At 58.8% G+C, this 25,188-nt stretch carries 22 protein-coding genes; 11 read left to right on the top strand and 11 right to left on the bottom strand.

Annotation, left to right across the window (positions count from 1 at the left end):
* Positions 1-19: 19 nt before the first annotated feature.
* Together CEPID_RS10800 and mshA are read right to left on the bottom strand one after the other, a co-directional pair.
* A complete protein-coding gene (locus CEPID_RS10800; RefSeq protein ID WP_047241534.1) occupies positions 20-766 on the bottom strand; it encodes a phosphoglyceromutase in 747 nt (248 codons plus the stop codon).
* A gap of 68 nt (positions 767-834) precedes the next feature.
* Positions 835-2,103, bottom strand: a complete 1,269-nt coding sequence (gene mshA / locus CEPID_RS10805) for a D-inositol-3-phosphate glycosyltransferase (RefSeq protein WP_047240962.1) — start codon at positions 2,101-2,103, stop codon at positions 835-837.
* A 147-nt stretch (positions 2,104-2,250) separates the two neighbouring features.
* On the opposite strand from mshA, the gene CEPID_RS10810 reads away from it, so the two are divergent.
* Both CEPID_RS10810 and CEPID_RS10815 read left to right on the top strand, forming a co-directional pair.
* Entirely contained in the window at positions 2,251-3,966 is a 1,716-nt protein-coding gene (locus tag CEPID_RS10810; RefSeq protein ID WP_047240963.1) for a long-chain-fatty-acid--CoA ligase, read from the top strand.
* A gap of 121 nt (positions 3,967-4,087) precedes the next feature.
* A complete protein-coding gene (locus tag CEPID_RS10815) occupies positions 4,088-5,806 on the top strand; it encodes a long-chain-fatty-acid--CoA ligase (RefSeq protein ID WP_047240964.1) in 1,719 nt (572 codons plus the stop codon).
* Between the two features lie 6 nt (positions 5,807-5,812).
* On the opposite strand, the gene CEPID_RS10820 is transcribed toward CEPID_RS10815, so the two are convergent.
* Positions 5,813-6,928, bottom strand: coding sequence for a UDP-N-acetylmuramate dehydrogenase (locus tag CEPID_RS10820; RefSeq protein ID WP_047240965.1), 1,116 nt, complete (start codon positions 6,926-6,928; stop codon positions 5,813-5,815).
* Positions 6,929-6,952: 24 nt separating this feature from the next.
* On the opposite strand from CEPID_RS10820, the gene CEPID_RS10825 reads away from it, so the two are divergent.
* The 3 genes from CEPID_RS10825 to CEPID_RS10835 are packed head-to-tail and all read left to right on the top strand — an operon-like array spanning position 6,953 to position 9,128.
* Complete coding sequence (locus CEPID_RS10825) at positions 6,953-7,453, top strand: DUF2505 domain-containing protein (protein ID WP_047240966.1); 501 nt, start codon at positions 6,953-6,955, stop codon at positions 7,451-7,453.
* A 40-nt stretch (positions 7,454-7,493) separates the two neighbouring features.
* Positions 7,494-8,297 carry a class I SAM-dependent methyltransferase gene (locus tag CEPID_RS10830; RefSeq protein WP_047240967.1) on the top strand — a complete coding sequence of 268 codons (804 nt, stop codon included), beginning with the start codon at positions 7,494-7,496 and terminating at the stop codon, positions 8,295-8,297.
* Positions 8,298-8,324: 27 nt separating this feature from the next.
* Entirely contained in the window at positions 8,325-9,128 is an 804-nt protein-coding gene (locus CEPID_RS10835; protein WP_158408047.1) for an LmeA family phospholipid-binding protein, read from the top strand.
* On the opposite strand, the gene deoC is transcribed toward CEPID_RS10835, so the two are convergent.
* The 3 genes from deoC to CEPID_RS10850 form a co-directional block, all read right to left on the bottom strand.
* Entirely contained in the window at positions 9,103-9,750 is a 648-nt protein-coding gene (gene deoC / locus CEPID_RS10840; protein ID WP_047240968.1) for a deoxyribose-phosphate aldolase, read from the bottom strand. The genes CEPID_RS10835 and deoC overlap by 26 nt on opposite strands.
* A gap of 50 nt (positions 9,751-9,800) precedes the next feature.
* Complete coding sequence (locus tag CEPID_RS10845; protein ID WP_047240969.1) at positions 9,801-10,091, bottom strand: DUF2516 family protein; 291 nt, start codon at positions 10,089-10,091, stop codon at positions 9,801-9,803.
* 130 nt (positions 10,092-10,221) lie between these two features.
* Positions 10,222-11,481 (bottom strand): DUF445 domain-containing protein, encoded by a 1,260-nt coding sequence (locus CEPID_RS10850; RefSeq protein WP_047240970.1) that lies wholly within the window; start codon positions 11,479-11,481, stop codon positions 10,222-10,224.
* Positions 11,482-11,503: 22 nt separating this feature from the next.
* On the opposite strand from CEPID_RS10850, the gene CEPID_RS13200 reads away from it, so the two are divergent.
* Entirely contained in the window at positions 11,504-11,773 is a 270-nt protein-coding gene (locus tag CEPID_RS13200; protein ID WP_144413520.1) for a hypothetical protein, read from the top strand.
* Positions 11,774-11,782: 9 nt separating this feature from the next.
* Here the strand turns inward: CEPID_RS13200 and CEPID_RS10855 are convergent, their stop codons facing one another.
* The 4 genes from CEPID_RS10855 to CEPID_RS10870 are packed head-to-tail and all read right to left on the bottom strand — an operon-like array spanning position 11,783 to position 15,704.
* Positions 11,783-12,130, bottom strand: a complete 348-nt coding sequence (locus tag CEPID_RS10855; RefSeq protein ID WP_047240971.1) for a membrane protein — start codon at positions 12,128-12,130, stop codon at positions 11,783-11,785.
* Between the two features lie 42 nt (positions 12,131-12,172).
* Positions 12,173-12,922: a succinate dehydrogenase/fumarate reductase iron-sulfur subunit gene (locus CEPID_RS10860; RefSeq protein ID WP_047240972.1), complete on the bottom strand. Its 750-nt coding sequence runs from the start codon at positions 12,920-12,922 to the stop codon at positions 12,173-12,175.
* Complete coding sequence (locus tag CEPID_RS10865; RefSeq protein WP_047240973.1) at positions 12,922-14,928, bottom strand: fumarate reductase/succinate dehydrogenase flavoprotein subunit; 2,007 nt, start codon at positions 14,926-14,928, stop codon at positions 12,922-12,924. The genes CEPID_RS10860 and CEPID_RS10865 overlap by 1 nt, the downstream gene beginning before the upstream one ends.
* Positions 14,929-14,948: 20 nt before the next feature.
* Complete coding sequence (locus tag CEPID_RS10870; protein WP_047240974.1) at positions 14,949-15,704, bottom strand: succinate dehydrogenase cytochrome b subunit; 756 nt, start codon at positions 15,702-15,704, stop codon at positions 14,949-14,951.
* A 529-nt stretch (positions 15,705-16,233) separates the two neighbouring features.
* Between CEPID_RS10870 and ramB the strand changes: the two genes are divergently transcribed.
* A complete protein-coding gene (ramB, locus tag CEPID_RS10875) occupies positions 16,234-17,661 on the top strand; it encodes an acetate metabolism transcriptional regulator RamB (protein ID WP_047240975.1) in 1,428 nt (475 codons plus the stop codon).
* A 105-nt stretch (positions 17,662-17,766) separates the two neighbouring features.
* Here ramB and lpdA read toward each other — a convergent pair whose 3' ends face one another.
* Positions 17,767-19,161 (bottom strand): dihydrolipoyl dehydrogenase, encoded by a 1,395-nt coding sequence (gene lpdA / locus CEPID_RS10880; RefSeq protein WP_201775201.1) that lies wholly within the window; start codon positions 19,159-19,161, stop codon positions 17,767-17,769.
* A 569-nt stretch (positions 19,162-19,730) separates the two neighbouring features.
* Between lpdA and CEPID_RS10885 the strand changes: the two genes are divergently transcribed.
* The 4 genes from CEPID_RS10885 to CEPID_RS10900 all read left to right on the top strand — a co-directional run bounded on the left by CEPID_RS10885 (position 19,731) and on the right by CEPID_RS10900 (position 25,188).
* Positions 19,731-20,792, top strand: coding sequence for an alpha/beta hydrolase (locus tag CEPID_RS10885; protein WP_047240977.1), 1,062 nt, complete (start codon positions 19,731-19,733; stop codon positions 20,790-20,792).
* A gap of 442 nt (positions 20,793-21,234) precedes the next feature.
* A complete protein-coding gene (locus CEPID_RS10890) occupies positions 21,235-21,732 on the top strand; it encodes an SRPBCC domain-containing protein (RefSeq protein ID WP_158408048.1) in 498 nt (165 codons plus the stop codon).
* A 49-nt stretch (positions 21,733-21,781) separates the two neighbouring features.
* Positions 21,782-23,782 (top strand): prolyl oligopeptidase family serine peptidase, encoded by a 2,001-nt coding sequence (locus CEPID_RS10895; RefSeq protein ID WP_047240978.1) that lies wholly within the window; start codon positions 21,782-21,784, stop codon positions 23,780-23,782.
* On the top strand, positions 23,779-25,188 hold the full coding sequence (locus tag CEPID_RS10900; protein ID WP_047240979.1) for a M1 family metallopeptidase: 1,410 nt from the start codon (positions 23,779-23,781) through the stop codon (positions 25,186-25,188). Before CEPID_RS10895 ends, CEPID_RS10900 begins: the two co-directional genes overlap by 4 nt.

Consider the following 25,188-nt stretch of genomic DNA (forward strand, 5'->3'; position numbering starts at 1 on the left):
ACTTAGTAATAACGGACAGTTACTTGCCACCCTGAGCTGCGACAGCAGCCGCGCCAGCGGCAGCCGCTTCTGGGTCCAAGTACGTGCCACCTGGGTTGAGCACCTGGCCATCTTCATCGAATTCGTACACCAGCGGAATGCCGGTTGGAATGTTGAGAGCCGCGATATCTTCGTCGGAAATGCCGTCGAGATGCTTAACTAGCGCGCGCAGGGAGTTGCCGTGGGCTGCAACCATGACATTTTCGCCGTTCTTCAAGCGAGGCAAGATTTCTTCTTCGAAGTAAGGCACGAATCGCTTCACCACGTCCAACAGGCACTCAGTCGCCGGGACCTTATCCAGGTTGGCGTAGCGAACGTCGCCGACCTGGGAGTACTCAGAATCATCGGCCAGGGCAGGTGGCGGGGTGTCATAGGAACGTCGCCAAGCCATGAACTGTTCTTCGCCGTACTTTTCCTTGGTTTCAGCCTTATTCAGGCCCTGAAGTGCGCCGTAGTGACGCTCGTTGAGGCGCCAGTCACGAACGACTGGGATCCAGTGGCGATCTGCTTCATTCAGCGCAATGTTGGCGGTGCGGATCGCGCGACGCAGCAAGGACGTGTAGAGCACATCCGGGAGAATGCCCTGTTCCTTCAGCATTTGTCCACCGCGCTTAGCCTCTGCTTCACCCTTTTCGGTCAGGTTGACATCAACCCAACCGGTGAATTGGTTAGAAGCATTCCACTCACTTTGTCCGTGGCGCAGCAAAATTAGCTTTCCAGTAGTCATGCGATCCATTTTGCCAGCTTCCCATGCCTCCCGCTGGGCATTACCCACCTTTGACACCTCCTAATGGCTCACACCCCTTCGGCATGGCGCCGGAAACAAGGTTCTACTCCTTCGGAGACCAACACATCGTTGTATACCGAGACCAAGCGTTCTGCAGTGTTAGTCCACGAAAAGGCTGCAGCATGCTCCACCGCGTCCTCGCCCATCCGAATGCGCGTCTCATCATCGTCGAGCATTGCTTCTAGGGCATCGGCCCAGTCTGACGGGTCGTGGCCGTCGACAAGCGTGCCGGTCTCCCCCTCCGCCACCGCGATAGGCAAGCCGCCCACGCGCGCTGCTATCACGGGCGTTCCGGTAGCTTGTGCTTCCATTGCCACCAAGCCGAAGGATTCGTTGTAGCTCGGTACCGCAACTATGTCAGCTGCGCGGTATATAGTGACGAGTTCCTCTGGTGGTCGCGGATGCAGGAACCGAATATGCCGGTCAACCCCCAACTCCCGAGCCAGTTCAATATAGTGATCCGGCCGGGTAGATGCGCCAGAAGGACCACCACAGATGATCACACTCACATTGCGATATGGTTGGCGTCGCAATAGTTCGGCGACCGCGTGAATGAGCACGTCCGGGCCTTTAAACACCTGCAATCGGCCGACAAACGCCACCACCTTGGCATGTAGTGGAATTCCTAGATAGCGTCGTGAGCGTTCCGTAGCGCGATCACTACCGGGGTTGAACAGCTCAATGTCGACGCCCGGAGGCACCACGGCCACCTTGGTGACATCGGTGTCATAGTGAGTCACCAAGTCACGGCACTCCTCATGGGTATTAACCACCAACCGGTCCGCATTATCGACGATCTGCTGCTCACAAATCCGCCGAGCCTCCGACTCGGCGCTGTCATGCGCCGCACGATGAGAATTCTTCACCGCCGCGAGAGTATGCGCGGTATGAACGAGCGGGACCTGCCAGACGTCGCGAAGCAGCCAACCCACCTGGCCGGACAGCCAGTAGTGCGAATGCACCAGGTCGTAGGAGAGATCTTGGCACCTCGCGAACACCAAAATCCCACCCGCAAACGCTGCCAGCTGCGTGGAGAGATCCTCTTTTTCCAGACCTTCATAGGGCCCCGCCACCACGTTGATTACCCGCAGCCGGGGTGCGACCTCAACAACTTCCCCTTGGCTTGGACGCGTCGCCCGAGTGTAAACATCCACGTCGATGCCTTGCTCCGCCAACTTCTTCGCCGAGTTCAGCACATAGACATTCATGCCACCGGCATCACCCTGGCCCGGCTGCTGCAGCGGAGAGGTGTGCATGGAAATCATCGCGATACGCATAGCCACCAGTGTAATTGCGCTTTTCGACGCCCGTCACAGCAGACCTACCCCAAAAAGCTACGAAATCAATAGGCATATACTAGCTATCGAAGAACATAACTTACGCAGACGTAACTAACATTCATCGAATCAGGAGCACAGTCTTTCATGTCGGCAGCGGATACCAAAGCATGGCTCAAGCACTACCCTGAGTGGGTTCCTCACAACCTGGATTACCGAAACCTCACGATCCTGGATGCCTACGACAACAATCTCGCCTTCAACGCCGACCGAACCGCGTTGAACTTCTTCGGCCGGACCCAGACTTATGCTGAGCTCGATGCCCAAGTACGCCGCGCAGCAGCCGGCCTCCGTGCCTTCGGCGTCCGCCCCGGCGACCGCGTAGCCATCCTGCTACCCAACTGCCCACAACACATCATCGCCTTCTACGCCATCCTCAAACTCGGCGCCACCGTCGTCGAACACAACCCCCTCTACACCGCACACGAACTCACCCACCCCTTCCAAGACCACGCAGCCCGCGTCGCCATCTGCTGGGACAAATCCGCACCCATGCTCGAAAAACTCCGCGAAACCACCCCACTGGAGACGATTATTTCGGTGGATATGACGGAAGCGATGCCACGGCTGCAACGACTGGCCCTGCGCTTGCCGGTCCCGCAGCTGCGGAAGACTCGGGCCAAGTTAACTGGCGAGGCTCCCAACACCGTGCCTTGGGAAGTGCTGATCGGCTCCGCACTTGGTGGATCTGGTCGCGACATCGAAACCCCGGAGTCTGTCACTCCGGAGACCATCGCCCTGATTCTCTACACCTCCGGCACCACCGGTGCCCCCAAAGGCGCGCAGCTCAGCCACGGCAACATGACCGCAAACATGATCCAAGGCAAACACTGGGTCCCCAACCTGGGCGAACAAAAAGAAGTCTTTTTGGCCGCGCTTCCGATGTTCCACGCCTACGGGCTGACGATGGTCGCGCTGGAAGGCGTCTACTGCGGTGCCGAAATCGTCCTGCTACCAGCACCCGATATGAAGCTCATCATGCAAGTGATGAAGAAATACAAACCCACTTGGATCCCAGGCGTACCCGCACTGTACGAAAAGATCGTGGAAGCCGCGGTAGAAAGCAATTTGGACATCTCCTCCGTGCGCGCAGCCTTTTCTGGCGCGTCTTCACTGCCGGTATCGACGGTGGAGAAATGGGAACGCCTCACCGGCGGACGCCTCGTCGAAGGCTACGGCCTCACCGAATGCTCCCCCATCCTCGTCGGCAACCCCATGGACGGCAACCGACGCCCCGGCTACATCGGCATCCCCTTCCCCGACACCGACATCCGCATCGCCAACCCAGATAACCTCGACGAAGCCCAACCAGACGGCACCGAAGGCGAAGTACTCGCCCGCGGACCACAAGTCTTCAAAGGCTACCTCAACCAACCAGAAGCCACCGCCAACTCCTTCCACAACGGCTGGTACCGCACCGGAGACATCGGCGTCATGGAAGAAGACGGCTTCATCCGGCTTGTCGCCCGCATCAAAGAAATTATCATCACCGGCGGCTTCAATGTCTACCCGTCGGAGGTGGAGGAGGTTTTGCTTGCCCACCCCGATATTAAGGAATGCGCCGTCGTCGGCATGCCCCGCGCAGACGGCTCCGAAAACGTCTGCGCAGCAATCACTCTCGTCGAAGGAGCCGCGCTCGACCCAGAAGGACTAAAAGAATACTGCCGGGAGCAGCTCACCCGGTACAAGGTGCCACGCAAGTTCTACCACTTCGAACAGCTGCCACAAGACCAGATGGGCAAGATCCGACGTCGGGAAGTCCAAGCCCAACTGATTGCCCGCTACGGAGGCAACCCAAGTTAGTTTGAGCGACATAACTTACATGTCGCATTGACGCCGACAGGTTGTCGACCTCGCTATACTTTTGCAAAAGAAAACAACGGCCAAAGATCAACGCGAAAGAAAACGAGGTTCGACAGCTCCGATGTCTGCATTTGAAACCAAGGCCTGGCTCAATGAGTACGCTGAGTGGACCCCACCCCACCTCGACTACGGTGATCTCACACTGCTCGATTCCTACGACAACACCTTGGCCATCCACGGCGACCGCGTGGCTACCACCTTCTTTGGCCGTTCGCAGACTTATGCTGAGCTCGATGCCCAAGTACGCCGCGCAGCAGCCGGCCTCCGTGCCTTCGGCGTCCGCCCCGGCGACCGCGTAGCCATCCTGCTACCCAACTGCCCACAACACATCATCGCCTTCTACGCCATCCTCAAACTCGGCGCCACCGTCGTCGAACACAACCCCCTCTACACCGCACACGAACTCACCCACCCCTTCCAAGACCACGCAGCCCGCGTCGCCATCTGCTGGGACAAATCCGCACCCATGCTCGAAAAACTCCGCGAAACCACCCCGCTAGAGACGATCGTGTCTGTCAACATGATCAACGCTATGCCTACCGTGCAGCGTGCCGCATTGCGGCTACCTATTCCGCAGTTGCAGAAGGCCCGCACGAAGCTCAGCGGTGAAGCCCCCAACACGGTGCCTTGGGAATTGTTGCTCGGTCATGCGCTTGGCGGGACCGGCCAAGACATCGAAACACCCGAGTTTGTCACCAAAGACACAGTAGCTGTGATTCTCTACACCTCCGGCACCACCGGTGCCCCCAAAGGCGCGCAGCTCAGCCACGGCAACATCGTTGCCAACCTCGTACATGGTCTGGCGTGGGTGCCCGGACTCGGCGAAAGCAAGGAAAAGTTCCTCTCCGCCTTGCCGATGTTCCACGCCTACGGCATGACCATGGCAGTGCTCATTGGTATCCACTGTGGCGCAGAACTGATCTTGTTGCCTGCCCCAGATATCAAACTCATCATGAAGATCATGCGGAAGAACACCCCGACCTGGCTACCGGGCGTGCCGACGCTCTACGAGAAAATCGCCGAAACCGCTGAGGAACTCGGGGTAAACATCACTGGAGTTCGCAACTCTTTCTCCGGCGCATCTACCCTGCCGGTATCGACGGTGGAGAAATGGGAACGCCTCACCGGCGGACGCCTCGTCGAAGGCTACGGCCTCACCGAATGCTCCCCCATCCTCGTCGGCAACCCCATGGACGGCAACCGACGCCCCGGCTACATCGGCATCCCCTTCCCCGACACCGACATCCGCATCGCCAACCCAGATAACCTCGACAAAACCCAACCAGACGGCACCGAAGGCGAAGTACTCGCCCGCGGACCACAAGTCTTCAAAGGCTACCTCAACCAACCAGAAGCCACCGCCAACTCCTTCCACAACGGCTGGTACCGCACCGGAGACATCGGCGTCATGGAAGAAGACGGCTTCATCCGGCTTGTCGCCCGCATCAAAGAAATTATCATCACCGGCGGCTTCAATGTCTACCCATCGGAGGTGGAGGAAGTGCTCCGCGCGCACCCAGACGTGGTGGGATGTGCGGTCGTCGGCATGCCCCGCGCAGACGGCTCCGAAAACGTCTGCGCAGCAGTAACACTTAGCGAGGGCGCCACCATGGACCCGGAGGCGCTGAAGGAATACTGTCGTACCAAGCTCACCCGGTACAAGGTGCCTCGCAAGTTCTACCACTTCGAACAGCTGCCACAAGACCAGATGGGCAAGATCCGACGTCGGGAAGTGCGCGACCAGCTCGTAGAGCGCTACGGCATCAGTGAAACGAGCTAGCTTCTGCTAAATCTCGATCCCGATCCACACGGGTTCGGGCTCGAGCAGGACCCCAAATTCCGCTGCCACGCCGGCGCGTACGTGGCGGGCAAGGTCAACTATGTCGGCGGTCGTGGCCTCGCCACGGTTGGTGAGTGCCAGGGTGTGCTTGGTTGACAGCCCGGCGCGACCGGGTGGCAGTGTAAACCCTTTGTCAAAGCCCGCGTGTTGGATCAGCCAAGCAGCTGACATTTTCACTTCTTCGGTGCCTGCCACCGGGTAACGCGGAACTTGCTGGTCTGGGAAGCGTGCTGCGATTTGCTCGGCACGTTCGGCGTCTACGACCGGGTTGGTGAAGAAGGATCCCGCGGACCAGGTGTCGTGGTCGGTCACGTCGTAGACCATGCCTTTGGCACGCCTTAATGCCAGCACTGCTTCCCGGACCTGGGTGGCTGGTTGGCGCTGCCCCCCAGCGGTGGCACCGAGGCTGCGGGCAAGTTCGCCATAGCGCAGCGGGGCAGAAAGACCGTCCGGGTTTAGCTGCATCTCAATGGCCAGCACGACCGCACGGGAGGTGAATTTGAGGTTGGAGTATCGATACGCCAACTCGAGTTCGCTGGCAGGGACCCACTCATCAATGCCTGTGTCGCGGTGCAGCAAGCGCACCCGGGTGAGCACATCGGAGACTTCCGCGCCATAGGCGCCAACGTTTTGCACGGGAACCGCCCCGGCGGATCCGGGGATTCCCGAAAGGCACTCGATGCCACCGAGTCCAGAGGCGACCGCTAGTTCCACGACTTCATCCCAGACCGCCCCTGCTTCGGCTTGCACCAGCCCGGTGGCGAGGTTCACGGTAATTTCATCGCACGCCACAAGCACAGCCACGCAGTCCACAGTGCCGTCTGCGATGACTAAATTCGAGCCGCCGCCCACGATCAGCACTGGGATGTGATTGGCATCGCAAGTGGTTACTACCGCAACGATCGCCTCGATAGAAGTGCAGGTCACAGTGGCAATCGGTTGTCCGCCAACGTGCAGCGTCGTGCGCTGCGACAACGGCTCATCGCTCATCGTCACGCCGGCGACAGCAACAAGCTCCGGGTAAATCTCGGCGAATTTCTGGGTCAGAGATAGGTCACGCACCCCTCTAACGGTAGTCTGTAGCTTATGGCAACGCGTAGCGAGAACACCGTAACGATCAATTTCCCACCAGCAAAGGTGCTGGAGGCCTACTCCAGCGCTGAATACTGGGCGTACAACGTAGCAAACCTCTCCACCGAACCAGGTGAAGTGAACTCCTTCAACAAGGATGACAACGGCGCAGAGGCAGTGCTCTTTGAGGTCCTGCCACAAGACCTGCTGCCAGAGGCAGTCCAGGCAATGATTTCGCAGGCGCTGAAGGTTAAGCGCGTGGTGAAGGTGGGCTCTCTCATCGGCGACACCGCGCAGGCTTCCTACACTGCAGACGTTAAAGGCACCCCTGTCGACTTCAAAGGCGACATCACTATTTCCGGTGCAGACACCACCACCTTGGCTTACAACAACGAGGTTTCGGTGAACATCCCATTCATGGGCCCAGCTATCGAGCCAAAGGTTGCCGATGCCCTCGGCGAGCTTTTCGCTAACGAAGCTGCGCTGACCGAAAAGTGGATCGCGGAAAACCTGTAGCAAGACCCGCTTAGCCCGCTAGCCCCAGATACGCGTCACAATGGCCGACCACGCTCATAACCTCCGGTTTACCGCGAGCAGTGGTCGGCCATTGGGCGTTATTACCCGGGGGACCACGAATATCAACCGCCTGAGGCGCTGCGACCGCTGGATGCACTACGATCCCAACATCCGCGCGGCACTAGCACTCCCTCGCCCACTGGCGCTCGACGTAGGCTACGGCGCCTCGCACACCACCACTGTCGAATGGGCCGGGTGGTTGCGACGCATCGCCCCAGACATCCAAGTCACCGGCCTGGAGATTAACCCGGAGCGGGTATTGCCACCTCGGGACGGCGTCACCTTCGAGTTAGGTGGCTTTGAATTATCCGGTTACACCCCCAACTTGGTCCGTGCGTTCAACGTGCTCCGCCAGTATGACGTCGCCCAGGTGGAGGACGCCTGGCGAGAAGTCTGTAGCCGACTCGCCCCCGGTGGGTACTTCGTGGAGGGCACCTGCGACGAGCTGGGGCGTCGCTCCTGCTGGGTGCTTCTCGACCGCACCGGCCCTAAGTCCCTCACAATGGCATGGGACCCGATGGACGTCGATAAGCCCAGCGACCTAGCCGAGCGACTGCCCAAGCGCTTGATCCATGACAATGTGCCCGGAACCCCGATCAATCGCCTGCTCACGGCTATGGACGACGCCTGGGCGCGCACCGCCGGGTGGTCGCCCTACGGGCCACGGGTGCGGTGGCGCAAGGCCCGAGAGCTGCTGCTTAACGACGCCTGGCCTCTCACCCCCATTCGCCGTCGTATCCGCGACAACATCATCACCGTGCCCTGGGATCTGGTGGCGAACTAGCGGGCACTTCTGCAACACTGGTTTCTTGTGAGTACTCGAAGTAAAGGTTCCTTGGTTTGGAAAGTCCTGATCAGTGTGGCGCTTGTCGTCGTGATCCTGATGATCGTCGCCGAGTTCGGTCTGCGTTGGTACATCAGTGATTCGATGAAGAAGCAGCTGGTCGCGGACAGTGGTAGTCAGGCAAGCGCACAAAGCGTTGCGGACGCGTCGATTTCCTTCGGCCCAACACCGTTGCTGCTTTCGGCGCTCACTAAGAACATCCCGAGCGTTGACATCGACACCCCGTCCACATTGAACATTAGCGAGGGCAACCCGCCGTCCGTGGTGGGCACGCCAGCAGCTCAGTTGCAGATCAGCGACCTGGATACCGCTGATCCCAACAATCCGATTGCTGGCCATCTCGTGGTGCACACCCAGTTGCCCGAGAAGTACCTTCTCGCCCAAATCCAGCTCGCCATGGCGCAGCAACAGGCCTCGCAGGGTAATGACATCGCGTCACAACTGATGGCTAACTTTGTGCGGGTCACCGACGTGCAAGCAAACGGCGAGAAGGGAACTATCGACGTTACCTTTACCGATGGCGCCGCCAACTTGAGCATTCGACCTACTTCGCGCGACGGATCCGTCACTTTCGAAGCGGAAAACGCGCAACTGTTCGGTTTCAATCTGCCTCAGCAAGCGACTGCTGCCATCACTGACGCTCTAGATAAGCAGGCGGCCAATGCCGGCGGCAATCTTTCAGTGGACGAAATCCGGGTGCAAAACGACATCCTGGATATCGCATTCTCCGGCAACGACGTGCCACTTAGCGAAGCACAGCAGCAGCGTTAGACACGCCTAGGCGGCTGGCTCCCGCCTCAATCATCGCGCATGCGGTGTCGTAATCCCTGATCCCTCCCGATGCCTTCACGCCCACGCTAGCGGGTACGCTGTCCCGCAAGATCCGCACTGCTTCGATACTCGCGCCACCGGCCGGATGAAAACCCGTGGAGGTCTTGACGAAGTTCGCGCCCGCTTTCGCGCAGGTGCGTGCGGCAAATTCGATGGTCTCCCGATCGAAGGCAGCGGTTTCCAGGATTACTTTGAGCAGCACCTGATCGGTGATCGCTTCCCGGATCGCCACGAGCTCGGAAAGCAGTGCGTACTCATCTTTCGTGGCCACGCTGCCAAGATCGGCAACCACGTCGATTTCCACTGCGCCATTTTGCACTGCGAAGCGCGCCTCAGTCGCCTTAATCAGCGGGTGATGTTTGCCCGAGGGGAAGCCACATACCGTTGCCACCCGCAGCTCCGTATCGGACGTCGCATGCAGTAGCGACGGCGAGACGCACACCGTGGGCACTCCCAAGCGCTTCGCATCTGCCAGCAGAGCTGCCACATCCTCCGCGGTAGCAGTCGGTTGGAGCAGGGTGTAGTCGATGAGCATGGCGAGGTCCGCCCGGTCAATGTGCATGGTGAGTAATACCTGTCGAGATGAGTTGAATAGGGAAGCTAGACGGTGTGTTACCAGCCGTAATTGCCACTGAGGATGTCTTTGATCTGTGGGCGGACATCGAACCAATAGACGCCGATCGCGACAATGCCAATCCAAGACAGGAATGGAAAACGCAGTAGCACTACCAGCGCAGCTGCCACCAAAATGCCCACCCACACCATCTTCGGCTGCCGATCAGCGGCCGTGAAGGCATCTTCGCGGGTCATTCCGGCGAGCACCGCCCCGACGATCCCGGCCAGGGCGATCGCAAAGTAAAACACCATGGTCGCGTAGCTGATCGTTGCGACAAAGACCGTCATTCGAACTCCTTGGGTGTGTGATTCCCGGTTGAACCCGGGTTTTTCCCGGTAGCATTTGCCCAGATGGGGGCCAGAATGTCATCCTAGCAGCCCCGAAGAACAACATCGCTTGCGTCAGGCTGGGCCCGCACTAGAACAACAGCTGAGACACGGTGTAGATCGCCAATCCGGCCAGCGAGCCGACCACGGTGCCGTTGACGCGAATGTACTGCAGGTCTTTGCCCACCATGAGCTCGATCTTGTCGGAAGCTTCATCCGTATCCCAGCGGGCGACGGTTTCCGAGATAATTTCTGCCACTGCGGGTGCGTAATTGTCTGCCAGGAATTTCGTTGCCTTTGTGATCTTTCGGTCCAAGCTGGTGCGGAGCTCGGCGTCGTCGGCTAGGTTGCGCCCCCAGGTAAGGGATAGCTCGGTGATTTTGGTCCTGAGCAGGGACTCCGGGTTACCGGCGGCTTCGATGAGTGAGGCCGAGCCTGCGGCCCACAGGGTGGCAGGTAGTTCCTGCACTGCGCGGGCAGCCATGATTTCTTGCTTCCACTCCTCAACACGGGTAATCATCACGCCGTCGAACTGCAGGTCCTGCGCCAGGTTGTTGATAAACCGCCGGATTGCCTGTCGTGCTTCGTGATTGGGTTCGGCGGCCACCGCTCCGGTAAAAGCAACGATTTCACGATAGACCTTATCGCCCACCAAGTCGTTGACGAACCTGGGCGCCCAGGTGGGCATCCGCTCGTCGATCATCGCTACGATGCTGGCCTCAGACTCGCGAGCTTTCGTGTTGACCCATCCGGCGATTTCCTCGACCAGGGGCTCGGTCTTACCGTCTGCGATGAGTTGTTCCAGCAAGCGTCCCAGCGGTGGTCCCCAGATCGGTGCCGTGGCCTTGTCCAACACCATCGTTTGGATAACTTGCTCGGCATCTGCCGGATCGAGCGCGCGCACCACGTTTGCGGTCAATTGACCCGCTTCCCGCGATACTTTTTGTGCGTTTTCTGGCTCACTCAGCCAGTTCGCTATGTGGTTTGGAATGCCTGCTTCGCGAACCTTTTGCGTAATAAGCTCGGCATTGAGAAAGTTCGTGCTGATAAAGTCGGCCATCGCCACGCCGACCTGGTCTTTCTTGTTCTTTACGATCGCCGTATGGGGGATCTTCAACCCCAACGGGTGCCGAAACAGAGCAGTCACCGCGAACCAGTCCGCCAACCCGCCGACCATTCCGGCCTCCGCAGCTGCCCGCACATAGCCGAGCCAGCTTGCGTCGTTGCCTCGGCTCTGCAACCACTGGCAGCCAAGGTATACCAGCGCAGCCAGCACTAACAGGCCGGTAGCCAGCAGCTTGTGCTGCCGCAACGTTTTTCGACGCGCAATTTCATCACTGGGAGTGGGCATCGGAGAGGGTAAAGGCACAGACATGCGCACCAGTGTATTACTTTCCCCTTTCGGGGACTCATCTGCCCTGTTGCAGCAAGTGGATACCTTCTACCCCAAACTGGATAGCTATCAGGAGCGTCATGATCCCAGTGAGGATCAACAACAACGTGCGGTACTTCAAGAAACGACCTCCTTTCTCCCCTGTGTCTACCGGCTCGGCAATGGATGCGAAAGCCTACGGCCCGTCGAAAAGCAGCGATATTGCTTTTCGACGGGCCGTTGCGATCTCAATGAGCTGGCGGAAGCCTAACTTGCGGGACTAGTCCTTACGACCAGTGCGGGCGCGCCACTCACGCAGGTTGCGGCGACCAACATAGATCGCTGCAAAGCCAACCACGAGCATGCCGACACCAAGCACGGCGCCGATCATGGCATACATGTCCCAATTGCTCTGCGAACCGACGGTGTTGGAGGCCAGTCCGAAAAGCAAGGTACCAAAACCAGCCAGTGACGCCAGCACCAGGCCCATTCCGATCCACGTGATGGAGCGGACGAGGGAGGAATGCGGTGCTTCGTAGCTCACCGGGACGTAACCGTCGACGTAGTTAGCCTCGAGGGAGTTCTCGTACACAGGAAATTCCTGGTACTCACGCTTGGTGTCGTTCATCACGATGGTGTCGCCTTTCTTACAGCTGCAGTTACCTACAGCTTAGTTGTCCTTTGCCGAGAAGAAAGCACGAGCCCTCTCCTTGTTGATCGCAGCCACTGCGGTCAACGGGATACCAGCCGGGCAAACGTCAGCACACTCACCGTACAGCGAGCAAGGTCCGAAGTTCGTCTCGAGTTCATCCACCATCTGGCGAGCACGCTTACCGCGCTCTTCCTTGCCCATTGGCATGAGCTTGAGGTGGGTGAGCTTAGCGCCGGTGAACAGGTGAGCTGCGCCGTTAGGGCAGGCAGCAACACAAGCGCCACAGCCGATGCAGGCAGCGTGGTCCAGTGCGAGCTCAGCGGTCTGGTGGTTCATGTGCAGGGTGTCTGCATCCGGGGCGGTGCCAGCGTCAACGGAGACGTAGCCCCCCTGCTGCATGACGCGGTCCAGCGCAGAACGGTCAACGACCATGTCCTTGATGACCGGGAACGCTGCGGAACGCAGTGGCTCAATCTTCAGGGTGTCGCCGTCTTTGTAGTTGTACATGCGCTGCTGGCAGGCAGGCTTGTTCTTGTCAGCGCCGTGCGGGCGACCGTTGACGTTTAGACCACAGGTGCCACAGATGCCTTCGCGGCAGTCTGAAGCGAATGCGAATGGTTCCTTGCCGGCTTCAATCATGCCTTCGTTGACATGGTCGAGAAGCTCGAGGATGGACATCTGCTCAACTGCATCAGGTACCTGGACGGTCTCGAAGTGACCTTCGGTGTTTGGTCCAGCCTGACGCCAAATTTCAAGAGTCAGTTTCATTACTTGTAATTCCTTGTCATCAGCGGGACGGCTTCGAAGTAGAGAGGTTCAGCGTGGCGAACAAACTTGTCTTCGCCAGCTGGCTCCCAGGCAGAAACGAAGCACCAGTTTTCATCGTCGCGCTCTGCTTCGCCTTCTTCCGAGAGGTGGTCATCACGGAAGTGAGCACCACAGGACTCATCGCGGTCGAGGGCGTCGACGCACATGAGCTCACCGAGGTCGATGTAGTCTGCAACGCGGTTTGCGTACTCGAGAACCTGGTTCATTTCTTCTGGGGAACCAGTGATACGCAGGTTGGACCAGAAGTCCTTGCGCAGCTTGCGAATATCCTCGATGCCCTTCTTGAGGTCCTCGATGTTTCGGGACACACCACAAGAGAAGTAGAGGATATCGCCGAGCTGGCGGTGGAAGTACTCTGGGCCATGCTCGCCCTGGATGCTCATCAGCTTGTCGATGCGCGCTTGAGCTTCCTGAAGCGCCTTTACTGCAGCGGGTGAGTCCTCTTCGAGGCGAGCCTCGCCGAGGTGCTCTGCCAGGTAGTTCGGCACCGAGAATGGGAGGGTGAACCAGCCGTCGACAGATGCAGACAGCAGCGAGTTAGCACCAAGGCGGTTTGCACCGTGGTAGGTCCAAGAGGACTCGCCGGCACAGAACAGACCTGGGATGGAGGTCATCTCGTTGAAGTCAGTCCACAGGCCACCCATGGTGAAGTGGCAGGTAGGCGCGATACGCATCGGAGTCTTGTATGGGTTTTCACCAATGGCGTCCTCGTACATTTCGAAAAGGTTCGAGTAGCGCTCACGGATGGTGTCTTCACCGAGGCGCTCGATCGCATCGCGGAAGTCCAAGTAGACGGAGTTGTGCATCGGGCCGACACCGAGACCAGCATTGATCTGCTGCGAAATACCACGGGAAGCAACGTCGCGCGGCACCAAGTTACCGAATGCAGGGTAACGACGCTCGAGGAAGTAGTCGCGCTCCTCTTCCGGAATGGTGTTCGGATCGCGATCATCCTTTGGCTGCAGTGGGGACCAGATACGGCCGTCGTTACGCAGCGACTCAGACATCAGGATGGTCTTGGACTGCCATTCAGAGTTGACCGGCAGGCCGGTTGGGTGGAACTGAATGAAGGAAGGCGACGCCAGGTAAGCACCGCGCTCGTAGGCGCGCATGATTGCCGATGCGTTGGAGTTCTTCGCCAGCGTGGACATGTAGTACACGTTGCCGTAGCCACCGGTAGCCAGGATCACTGCGTGGCCCGTGTGAGCCTTGAGCTCGCCGGTGATCAGGTTACGCATGATAACGCCCTGGCAAACCTTCTTGCCATCAACTTCGTTGATGATGAGGTCGACCATTTCGTTGTGGGTGAAGATCTCCACAGACTTCTTGTGGATCTGACGCTGCAGAGCTGCTGCTGCCGAGAGCTGCAGCTGCTGGCCGGTCTGGCCACGAGTGTAGTAGGTACGGGAGACCTGCACACCACCGAAGGAACGGGTAGCCAAGGTGCCACCGTACTCGCGGGCGAATGGCGCGCCGATGGCGTTCATGTGGTCGATGACGCGCACGGACTCGACAGCCAAACGCCAGCAGTCAGCTTCGCGGGAGCGGTAGTCGCCGCCCTTGACGGTGTCCTTGACGTGGCGGTAAGCACCGTCGTTGTCCACCTTCTTGCCGCGAGCGGAGTTCACGCCACCCTGCGCAGCGATGGAGTGCGCACGGCGTGGAGCGTCGTGGTACGTGAAGGACTTCACGTCGTAGCCCAGCTCACCCAGAGCGGCAGCTGCGCCTGCGCCGGCCAGGCCGGTGCCGACGACGAGGATGCGGAACTTGCGACGGTTCAGTGGGGAAACCAGGTTGTAGTGGTCTTTCTGGTACTCCCATGCGTCCTTGTAGGACACGCCGACTGGCAAGTGAGATTCAAGTACGGAGCCCACGGATACGCCTGCCACAGCAGACTGTGGAGCGGTGAACTCAGGCTTGGTCGAAGTTTCAGGGTTAATGCTCATTAGATTTTTTACCTTCCGTCCTAGCTCAGGATGCCAAGCATGATGGACAGTGGGATCAGGCTGTTGCCCACCATGACGGCGGCTGGGACCAGGTATGCGATGAACAGCAGCACTGCACGCCAGCGCTTGCCGGTGATACCAAGGTCGCTCACAGCGGTCCAGATACCGTGGGACAGGTGCAGGAACAGCACGACCATCGCGATGATGTAGAAGATTGCAACGGCAGGGCGGCTAAAGGATGCAACCAGGTTTGCGTAAGCAGCGCCGTGTGCAAAGGTATCGGAAGCGATAGGAGTCGCACCGATGGTCAGGTCCAGGATGTGGAAGATAATGAAGGCCAGCAGAACGACACCGGTGACCAGCATGGACCGGGTCGTAAAGGTGTTCAAGCCACCCATCATTCCGGTGCGTTTGAACTTACCGCGAGACTGCGCAGCACGTGCCTTGATAGCGAATGCGCCGTAGACGTGCAGCACGAGGCAGATCAGCAGAACGATACGGAAAATCCACAGGACACCGCCGTATGGGAACAGTGGCATCAGCATGGTGCGCAGGAATTCTGCGTACTCATCGATGTGGTGAACGCCGTCATGAGCCGGCATAAAGATCTTCAAGTTACCGATCATATGGACCAGCACGAAAAGACCGAAGATAACGCCCGTGACCGCCATGGTCAGCTTGAGCGCCCAAGTAGGAACGGATGGCCGCTCACGTAGCGGCTTTTCAGTAATTTTGCCGTGAGCTACTGCGTCACGGTCATCAAATTTAACAGTCATGGCACCTCCAGTGTCGCTATTACTTTACGGCCCATTGGTGTGCACTCACTAGTCAAGAGTCAAGCCAGTGACATGGCTCACATAATGGAACTAATCGCAGGTTTCCAGTGTTAGATAAGCCTTACCTAACACTTTCTCGCCACTCCCGCATGGTTTACCCGCTGACGTGGGCAAACCATAATGCTCAACAAATCTTTCCCTATTTTCATCCTTTAACCCCCCCTCCCTAATCGGGTGCCCCCGTTTATTGTCAATCGAAAGGATTAGAATGCAATTCGTTGCAAAATTTTAGCCCTTCCGCGCCCCATTTTTCGCTCGGAACAAAACCGCAAAAACTGGCTTTAACCGGCAACTTTCCTGGCCATCAATAGCTCAATTCCGCAACATTAGTTTTGCGTAAATAGCACATAAACCCATCACTGCAACCAAACTCTCGCCAGGTTTGCAAATCTTGTAAATCTGCTAAATTTTGCGAAATTTTGCGAAAACTCGCTGCAAAGGTGACAGTGATCACGCTAAGTTGGTCTGCATGGGAAAGACGTATGTGGGCTCTCGCCTTCGCCAGCTGCGGCGCGAACGCGACTTGAGCCAAGCTTCACTGGCCGCCACCCTTGGTCTGTCTGCAAGTTATGTGAATCAGATTGAGCACGATGTTCGCCCGCTCACCGTGCCAGTGTTGCTGCGTATTACCGAGTCATTCGGCGTGGACGCAACCTTCTTCTCGCGTGACGACGACTCCCGCTTGCTCGCGGAAGTCCAAGACGTGGTTCTCGACAAGGAGATTTGTCCCACCACTGTCGAGCTGCAAGAAATATCCGAAATGGTGTACAACCACCCCACGCTAGCTCGCGCGATGGTGGACATGCACCGGCGTTACCGCAATGTGCGAGATAAGTTGAGCCTGGCCGTCGATACGCGCAATTCTCTCACCCCAGACGCACCCGCACCCGCGAACCAAGCCCTGTCCATGCCGCACGAGGAGGTCCGAGACTTCTTCTACGCGAGGCAAAACTACCTCGGGCACGTCGATACGGCGGCGGAGCGATTGGCCAAGAAGCTGAGCATCGAACCAGGCGACGTCCGCGCTACCGAAGATGCGATCCTGCGCAAGCTTGTCGACGACCACGGGGTAACCGTCAGCCTCACACAAGATGTCGACGGCACCCTGCACCGCTTCGACCGAGACACTCGGCAGCTTGTCGTTTCTACGCGTCTGCACCCCGGCCAGCGGGCGTTTCGCATGGCAGCCGAGCTGGGCTATTTGGAAGCAGGAAAAGAGATCCACGCCTGTGTGGATGAAGCACGGTTTACCTCTGAAGAGTCTCACCAGCTTGCGCTACGTGGCGTAGCCTCGTACTTCGCAGCCGCGCTTATGCTGCCTTACCGCAGCTTCCACGCCGACTCCGAGAAGTCCCGGTACGACATCGAATACCTCGGCCAGATTTATGGCGTGGGCTATGAGACGATCTGCCACCGGCTCTCCACCTTGCAGCGCCCGAACCTACGCGGAATTCCGTTCACCTTCGTCCGTGTGGACCGTGCTGGCAACATGTCCAAACGGCAGTCGGCGACCGGCTTCCACTTCACCCATAGTGGCGGAACCTGTCCGCTCTGGAACGTCTACGAAACTTTCACTAACCCAGGCCACATCATGCGCCAGCTCGCCCAGATGCCGGACGGCCGCAACTACCTGTGGATTTCGCGGACCGTGCGTCATCACCGCGGGCGGTACGGCGAGCCCGGCAAGCTCTTCGCCATCGGTTTAGGTTGTGAGGCGCGCCACGCGGATCGTACCGTGTACGCCGAGGGGCTCGACATCGAGGACCTCTCCTCCGCCACCCCAATTGGGGCCGGCTGTCGCGTGTGCACCCGGGAAAATTGCGCGCAACGAGCCTTCCCGCCGGTCCACCGCGCGCTGCGTATCGACGCCCACGAGTCCACCGTCGCGCCGTACTAACCTTCCCAATCACTGTAAAACCCGCGACGTTTCCTTGCTTGGTCTTAGCCAGGCAAGGCGCGTCGCGGGTTTTTGTTGCTTGGCGCTGGGCGCCAGGAGCAGCAGTTACAGGTTGATCATGTGGCCCATGATGCCTTCGGCGGCTTCCTTCATTGCCTCAGACAGCGTTGGGTGGGTGTGGACGTTGCGGCCGATTTCCTCAGCGGTGAGATCGAACCGCTGCGCCAGGGTGAGCTCTGGGAGCATCTCGGAAACGCCAGCACCGACCATGTGTGCACCGAGCAGCTCGCCAAATTCGCCGTCGGCGACGATCTTGACAAAGCCAGCGGTCTCGGCGAGGCCCTGAGCCTTACCGTTTGCCGAGAACGGGAAGGTAGCGACCTTGATCTCGCGGTCTGCCCACTTGGAACGAGCTTGTTCCTCGGTGTAGCCAAAGGAGGCGACCTGTGGGTTACAGAAGGTAGCGCGCGGCATCATCATGTAGTCGCCGAGCTCCATGGTTTCCGCACCGGCGATGGTCTCAGCAGCGACAACTCCCTGAGCTTCTGCCACGTGGGCGAGCTGGAGCTTCGCGGTGACATCGCCGATGGCGTAGATGCCGTCAACGTTGGTACGCATGCGATCGTCGATGTCGATTGCACCGCGTTCGGTGAGCTTCACACCGGTGTTTTCCAGGCCGAAGCCTTCAACGCGAGGCGCGAAGCCGATGGAGATCATCACGCGGTCGACGGTGAGGGTGTCCTTCTTCTTGCCGTCCTTGGACTCGACATCAACCTCAACAGAGGAGCCGTTGTCACGAACTGCGGTGGTCTTGTAGCCGGTGAGCAAGTTGACACCGAGCTTCTTGTATTCTTTGGCAACAGCCTTGGAGACGTCTGCATCCTCGTTCGGCAGAACGCGGTCCATGAATTCGACGATGGTGACGTCTACGCCGTAGTTAGCGAGGACGTATGCGAATTCCATGCCGATGGCGCCTGCGCCAACGATGACCATCTTGTTAGGTGCTTCTGGGTTGAGGATCTGCTCCTCAAAGGAAACAACATTCTTGGAAAGCTCTACGCCCGGCAGGGAGCGGACCACGGAACCGGTGGCAATGATGCAGTTATCGAAGGTGATGGTCTTGCCGTCAACCTCGATGGTCTTGGCATCCTTGAAGCTGCCCCAGCCGTCGATTTCGGTGATGCCGTTCTTCTTCATCAGGTAGTGAACGCCCTTGACGATGCCCTCAGAAACCTTGCGGGAGCGCGCGTGCGCGACCCCGAAGTCGAAGGAAACATCGCCGGAAATTCCGAAGGTCTTCGCCTCATGGTTGAAGATATGAGCTACTTCAGCATTCTTGAGCAGCGCCTTGGAAGGGATGCAGCCAACGTTGAGGCAGACACCGCCCCAGTACTGCTTCTCGATAACAGCAACCTTCTTGCCTAGCTGGGCTGCGCGGATGGCGGCGACATAGCCACCAGGGCCAGCGCCGAGAACTACTACGTCATAATGTTCAGTCACGCGTTCCAGGATACGTGCCCCACGCCAATCTGTCGCGGACATGGTGGCAGATATGACAAAAGGGCGTCGACAAGCCAGTGCTTATCGACGCCCCGATGCCCGTTTTAGAAGGCGCCCATCATGGAGGAGAGCTGCGAAGATGCCGAAGAACCGGCGTGGATGCCAGCACCCAAGATGTTGTTGATGAACAGCAAGATTTGTTCGAAGATCTGCATGGTAATTCCTTTGGTAATTGGAGTTATCTGACGTTTAGGCAAGCGGTTGGTGGTCCACTTTCGTTACACCGGCGGCGGTGCGTCTGTACAGCGAAACACTACGGTGACCACAACTCACTTTTGTAACAATAGTTTACTTTAGTCACACGCGCCACATAATTCCTGGTATTTTCTTTCATGCAGGCGTTTTGAGGCTAAACATTGCGCATTGTTAACGTTTGCGCAATGATTACCGACAGAAGAGTCGGAACCGTATTGCGTTTGCACGGTACACTCAAGAAGTTCGCATCATGTTGCTGGCACCCGGTGCCACGGCGACTGCGTATTTAATACAACTAGAGAAAGCTTGCGTTTATGAAGAATCTCCGTCGCATCGTCGCGACCGTGGCCGCTGCGTCTATCGCCCTGTCAGCAGCACAGGTCGCCCCAATGGCAGTAGCCGGCACGCCAGCTGCCGACATCGCAGCTGGAACCCAACTCTCCACGATCGAGGAAGGCCCGAAGGGTGACACCGTCCCACGTTGGCGCGCCGCCATCGAAGGCCGCAGCGATGTCAAAGAAATGTGGGCCTACTCCCCATCCATGGACCGTTGGGTTCCGATGGTGGTCCTGCCAGCTTCCAACCCAGGACGTCCAATCGTTTACGCCTTGAACGGTGGTGACGGTGGCGAGGGGCGCGCAAACTGGATCATGCAGACTGACATCCTCGACTTCTACAAGGACAAGGACGTTAACGTCGTCGTTCCGATGTCCGGAGCATTCTCCTACTACACCGACTGGCAGGAGGAAGCTCCACAGCTCGGTGGCAAGCAAATGTGGGAGACCTTCTTGACGAAGGAACTGCCAGGCGCAATCGAAAACCACCTGAACGCTAGCAGCAAGCGCGCAATCATCGGCATGTCGATGTCCGCAACCACCACCCTGCTCTACGCCGAGCACAACCCAGGTTTCTACGACGCTGTCGGCTCTTTCTCCGGCATGGCAGAAACCTCCAGCCCACTCGGCTTGTTTGCCATCGACCAGACACTGAACCGCGGTGGCGTAAACAAGAACATGATGTGGGGCCCACTGGGCACCGCAACCTGGCACTACAACGACGCGCTGATCAACTCCGACAAGCTGCGTGGCACCAACCTGTATGTCTCTAACGCCACCGGACTGCTCGGTGAACACGACGTGTGGAGCGCACCACGGGTGCAGTACAACTCCGCGAACGTTGCCATCCTCGGCATCGAAGGCGGCGTGATCGAAGGCGCGACCAACCTCGCCACTCACAACCTGAAGGCAAAGCTCGACCGTGAAGGCATCCCAGCCCACTTCGAGTTCCGCAACACCGGCACCCACTCGTGGGCTTGGTGGCAGGACGATCTGCACAAGTCTTGGGACGTTACCTTCAACGCTGCGTTGAACGGCTAAGTTCTACTCGCTCTATGCCCGGCCTCTCTTTACCTTTAGAGGCCGGGCTTTTTGTTCGTTATCGGGTTGATCAGGCAACCCCGGGGTTAAGTAGGCGAAAGCATGTCTCTCATTCATGTTTTCCGCAGTGTTGAGGGCCTGAAGCCAGTATTTACTGTGGTGTGGGAGCCGTAGCTCGCTCGATGTCGTCCCTTCGGTGTAGTCGGACTACCGCTGTGGGATTTTATTCATTAAAAAACGCTGTTCTACGTAGTCGGACTACGCCGAGGCGACGACATAGCACTTGTGCAGCACACCCGCACGGCCGGCGACACGCCGGCGAGACACACTTTTCTTTACTTAACCCCAAACCCCGCCAAGGACACAAAAATGGAGGTCAACCGCGATGCTGTTGAATCCTTCCCGCGACACTGTTTGCGAGCGGAAACTGTGCTTTGTATTCATGAACCCGGAATTCCGTTACGAAACCTACATTTTCACCACTCCACAACTAGTCTTTGAAGCTCTGACCAGCGACGAGATTCAGGCCCGCTTCATGAACAACACCGGCGCCCGCTCTACGTGGCAAGTCGGCGACAAGGTCCTGTGGAAGTCGGATCCGAACGGCGAATACGAAGACCTCGACCAGGAAGTACTTGAGGTCATTCCGGACGAAAAGCTCTCCTACACGTGGCATCGCTTACAGGACTTTCACCGGGACCTCTTTGACTCCGAGGCGGCCCTCAAGGTTGCTCAACAGGAACAGAGCCGGGTGACTTGGCTCATCGAAGATGCCAGCGTTTACCACATGGGGACGAAGGTAACCTTGGTCCACGACGGGTTTGATTCGGCTGAGTCCGAAATGCTCAAGGGCGTCTCTATGGGGTGGACAATGATCATTGCAGCGATGAAAACTTACCTAGAAACCGGAACGGGCCTTCGCCCAGAACCAACAGCGTAACCCGGGGATTTTTCCACGCCAGCACTTCCTGGCCACTACGGTGGAGGTTATGTTCCTTGAAGGAATTGACGGCGAAGAAGCATTGGCTTGGGCAAAAGAGCGCTCGCAACGGTGCGTCGACAAGCTAGACCCGGCCACCCTGTCCGCGTTGACCACGCGGCTTCAGGACGGGCTCGATACGGACGCGCGGATTCCCATGCCCCGGCGCCGTGGGGAGCGCTTGTTCAATTTTTGGCGCGACGCCGCACACCCGCGGGGTGTGTGGCGGACCTGCACCTTTTCCGAATACAGCAGCGATACCCCGGACTGGCAGGTACTCATTGACCTCGACGAGCTCGCTGAGACCGAACAGGAAAACTGGGTATGGAAGGGTGCACACGTCCGCTCCCCAGAATATGACCGCGCGCTCATCCGGCTCTCCCGGGGCGGCGCGGACGCGACGGTCATCCGCGAGTTCGATCTGGGCACTGGTCAGTTCGTGCGCGACGGCTTCCACATTCCGGAGGCAAAGACTGACGTGAGCTGGGTAGACATCGACACCTTGCTGGTCGGTACTGACATGGGCGCAGACACGCTGACCGACTCCGGCTACCCCGCTCATGTCTACCGCTGGCGACGCGGAACCAACCTGGGCGAGGCCACCCTGGAATTCTCCGGCGAACGCAGCGACGTCGCCGTCGGCGGCTGGCACGACACCATGCCTGGGTACGAGCGCACCTTCTACCACCGATCGATCGACTTCTACCGCAGCGACACCTTCCTCGCCACACCGACCGGCCCCGTCCGCCTCGACGTCCCGGAGGACTGCTCGGTATCGATTTTCCGGCAGTGGATCTTCCTCAATCCCCGGACCAGCTGCTTCGACATCCCCGCTGGTGGCTTAGGCTGCCAGCTTTTCGACGCCTTCCTCAGCGGCGACCGCAACTTCCACCAGGTCTTCACCCCCACCGCACGCACTTCACTGCAGGGTCTCAACTTCACCCACAACTACCTGGTGCTCACCGTGCTCGACAACGTGACCACCCGCATCAGCTACGCGCCCATCGACACGCCGTGGGCACCACAACGCCCACTCAAGGACATCGGCGCGTCGACCGCCCGGGTCGCAGGCACCTCGCCACTACGCGACGACGAAATCTGGCTCACCTACGAAACCTTCACTGAACCCACGCAGCTCCTCCACGGGCAAGTCGGCGGGGACATCACCCCCATCAAGACCGCACCGGAGCTTTTCGACGCCCGAGGCATCGAAACTCGACAGCATTGGGCTACCTCGTCGGACGGCACCGCAATTCCGTATTTCATCACCGGCCGGTTCCCAGAAGAAGGCGAACTTGCCCGCCCGACCCTGGTCCATGCCTACGGAGGTTTCGAGGTCAGCCTTTTGCCCGGCTACTACGCGACCAGGGGAATCAGCTGGTTAGAAGCCGGTAACTACTTCGTCGAGGCCAACCTGCGCGGCGGTGGCGAGTTCGGTCCCGACTGGCACGCGCAAGTAGTGAAGACGAATCGCTACAAAGTATGGGAGGATCACCGCGCGGTGCTCGAAGACCTAACCCAGCGCGGCTACACAACTCGCGAGCAGCTCGGCATCCGTGGCGGTTCCAACGGTGGGCTACTCACGGCTGGCGCACTCGTGCAGTATCCCGAACTGTTCGGGGCAGCTGTGATTCAGGTTCCACTCACCGACATGCTGCGTTACCACACCATGAGCGCGGGAGCTTCATGGATGGCGGAATACGGCAACCCGGACGACCCGCAAGAACGTGCTGCGATCATGACGTGGTCGCCGCTGCACAACGTCGATAAGCAGCGCACGTACCCGCCTGCCCTGGTGACCACATCCACCCGCGACGACCGGGTACACCCCGCCCACGCCCGCTTGTTCGCGGCGGCGCTGGAGGATGCTTTGCAGCCAGTGGACTACTTTGAGAACACCGAAGGGGGTCACGCTGGGGCTGCGAACAATGCGCAAGTCGCGAAGATGGAGGCGTTGATCTACACGTGGTTAGGCCAACAGCTGCAAGCGAGTACCCTAAGTAACCGATGACTACGCACAGACTCCGTTCCACACCGATCCCGGGTACGCGCGATTCCTACACGGACATCGACTTTAACCTCGGGTTTCATGTCAGCCACTACACGCTGGACCTCGACTATCGGGTGCTGCCCAACCGGCTGGACGCGGTAGCAAAGCTGCGTATCGAGTCCTACGAACCGCTCGACCACATGACCCTTGACCTGGTCGACAACCTCCGGGTGTCCAAGGTGCAGGTGGAATCAGCGCCCGTGGGACTTGCCCGCTACAAGCACTCCGGAGGGAAGCTACGCCTGACTTTTAGCGAGACCTTACCCGCCGACAACGCATTCGAGCTGGTCATCCGGTACGCAGGCAACCCGCGCCCACTGCGCAGCAAATGGGGTCACATCGGCTGGGAGGAACTTTCCTCCGGGTCACTCGTAGCCTCGCAGCCCTGCGGCGCGCCGTCGTGGTTCCCCTGCGACGACACCCCCGACGAGAAGGCCACCTATGACTTTCACGTGACTGTCGACAACCCGTTCACCGCGGTGTGCAACGGGACGCTCGTTGGCGAACAGCGACGCGGCTCCCACACCACCTTTAGCTGGCACATGGAACGGCCGATGGCGACCTACCTAGCGACCGTCATGGTTGGCGAATACGAGCGGGTGGTGCTCAGCAAAGCTCCGGTACCCATCATTGGCTACGTTCCCCGCAGCCTGGTAGCAGACTTCCAACGCACCTTCGCCCGCCAGGCCGACATGCTCGCTCTCTACGTAGAGCTGTTCGGTGAATACCCGTTCCCTTCCTACACGGTGGTGGTCACCGAAGACAATCTCGAAATCCCACTGGAAGCTGCCGGTCTTTCGATTTTTGGGGCCAATCACGCCCGCGAAGACCGCTGGGAACGGCTAATCGCACACGAATTGTCCCACCAATGGTTCGGCAACTCCATGGGGCTGGCTCAGTGGAACGACATCTGGCTTAACGAGGGATTCGCATGCTACGCAGAATGGTTGTGGTTTGAACACTCCACGAATACTCCAGCGGCCGACGCAGCCGCACACCATTACCGCGTGCTGGCTGGCAAACCCCAAGACCTCCTCTTGTCAGATCCCGGACCCCGCGACATGTTTGACGACCGCGTGTACAAGCGTGGAGCACTGATGGTCCACGGACTGCGCACGCTGCTCGGCGACGTGGCCTTTTTCGCTATGTTACGTCGCTATGTCGAAACCGGACGCCACAGCGTGGTCGAGCCCCACGACCTGCGCAACGAAGCACTCCGCGCCTGTGCCGACAATGACCTAGGCGCAGCCAACTTGGACGCGTTGTGGCAGTCCTGGCTAAACCGACTGCCACTGCCCGAGTTTCCGGGCGCTGCGCGTCCGGACGCTGCTGGTGGCGCTGGCCGTAAACCCCACGCGAAGGTATAA

This window comes from Corynebacterium epidermidicanis (assembly GCF_001021025.1).
GTDB classification, from domain to species: domain Bacteria; phylum Actinomycetota; class Actinomycetes; order Mycobacteriales; family Mycobacteriaceae; genus Corynebacterium; species Corynebacterium epidermidicanis.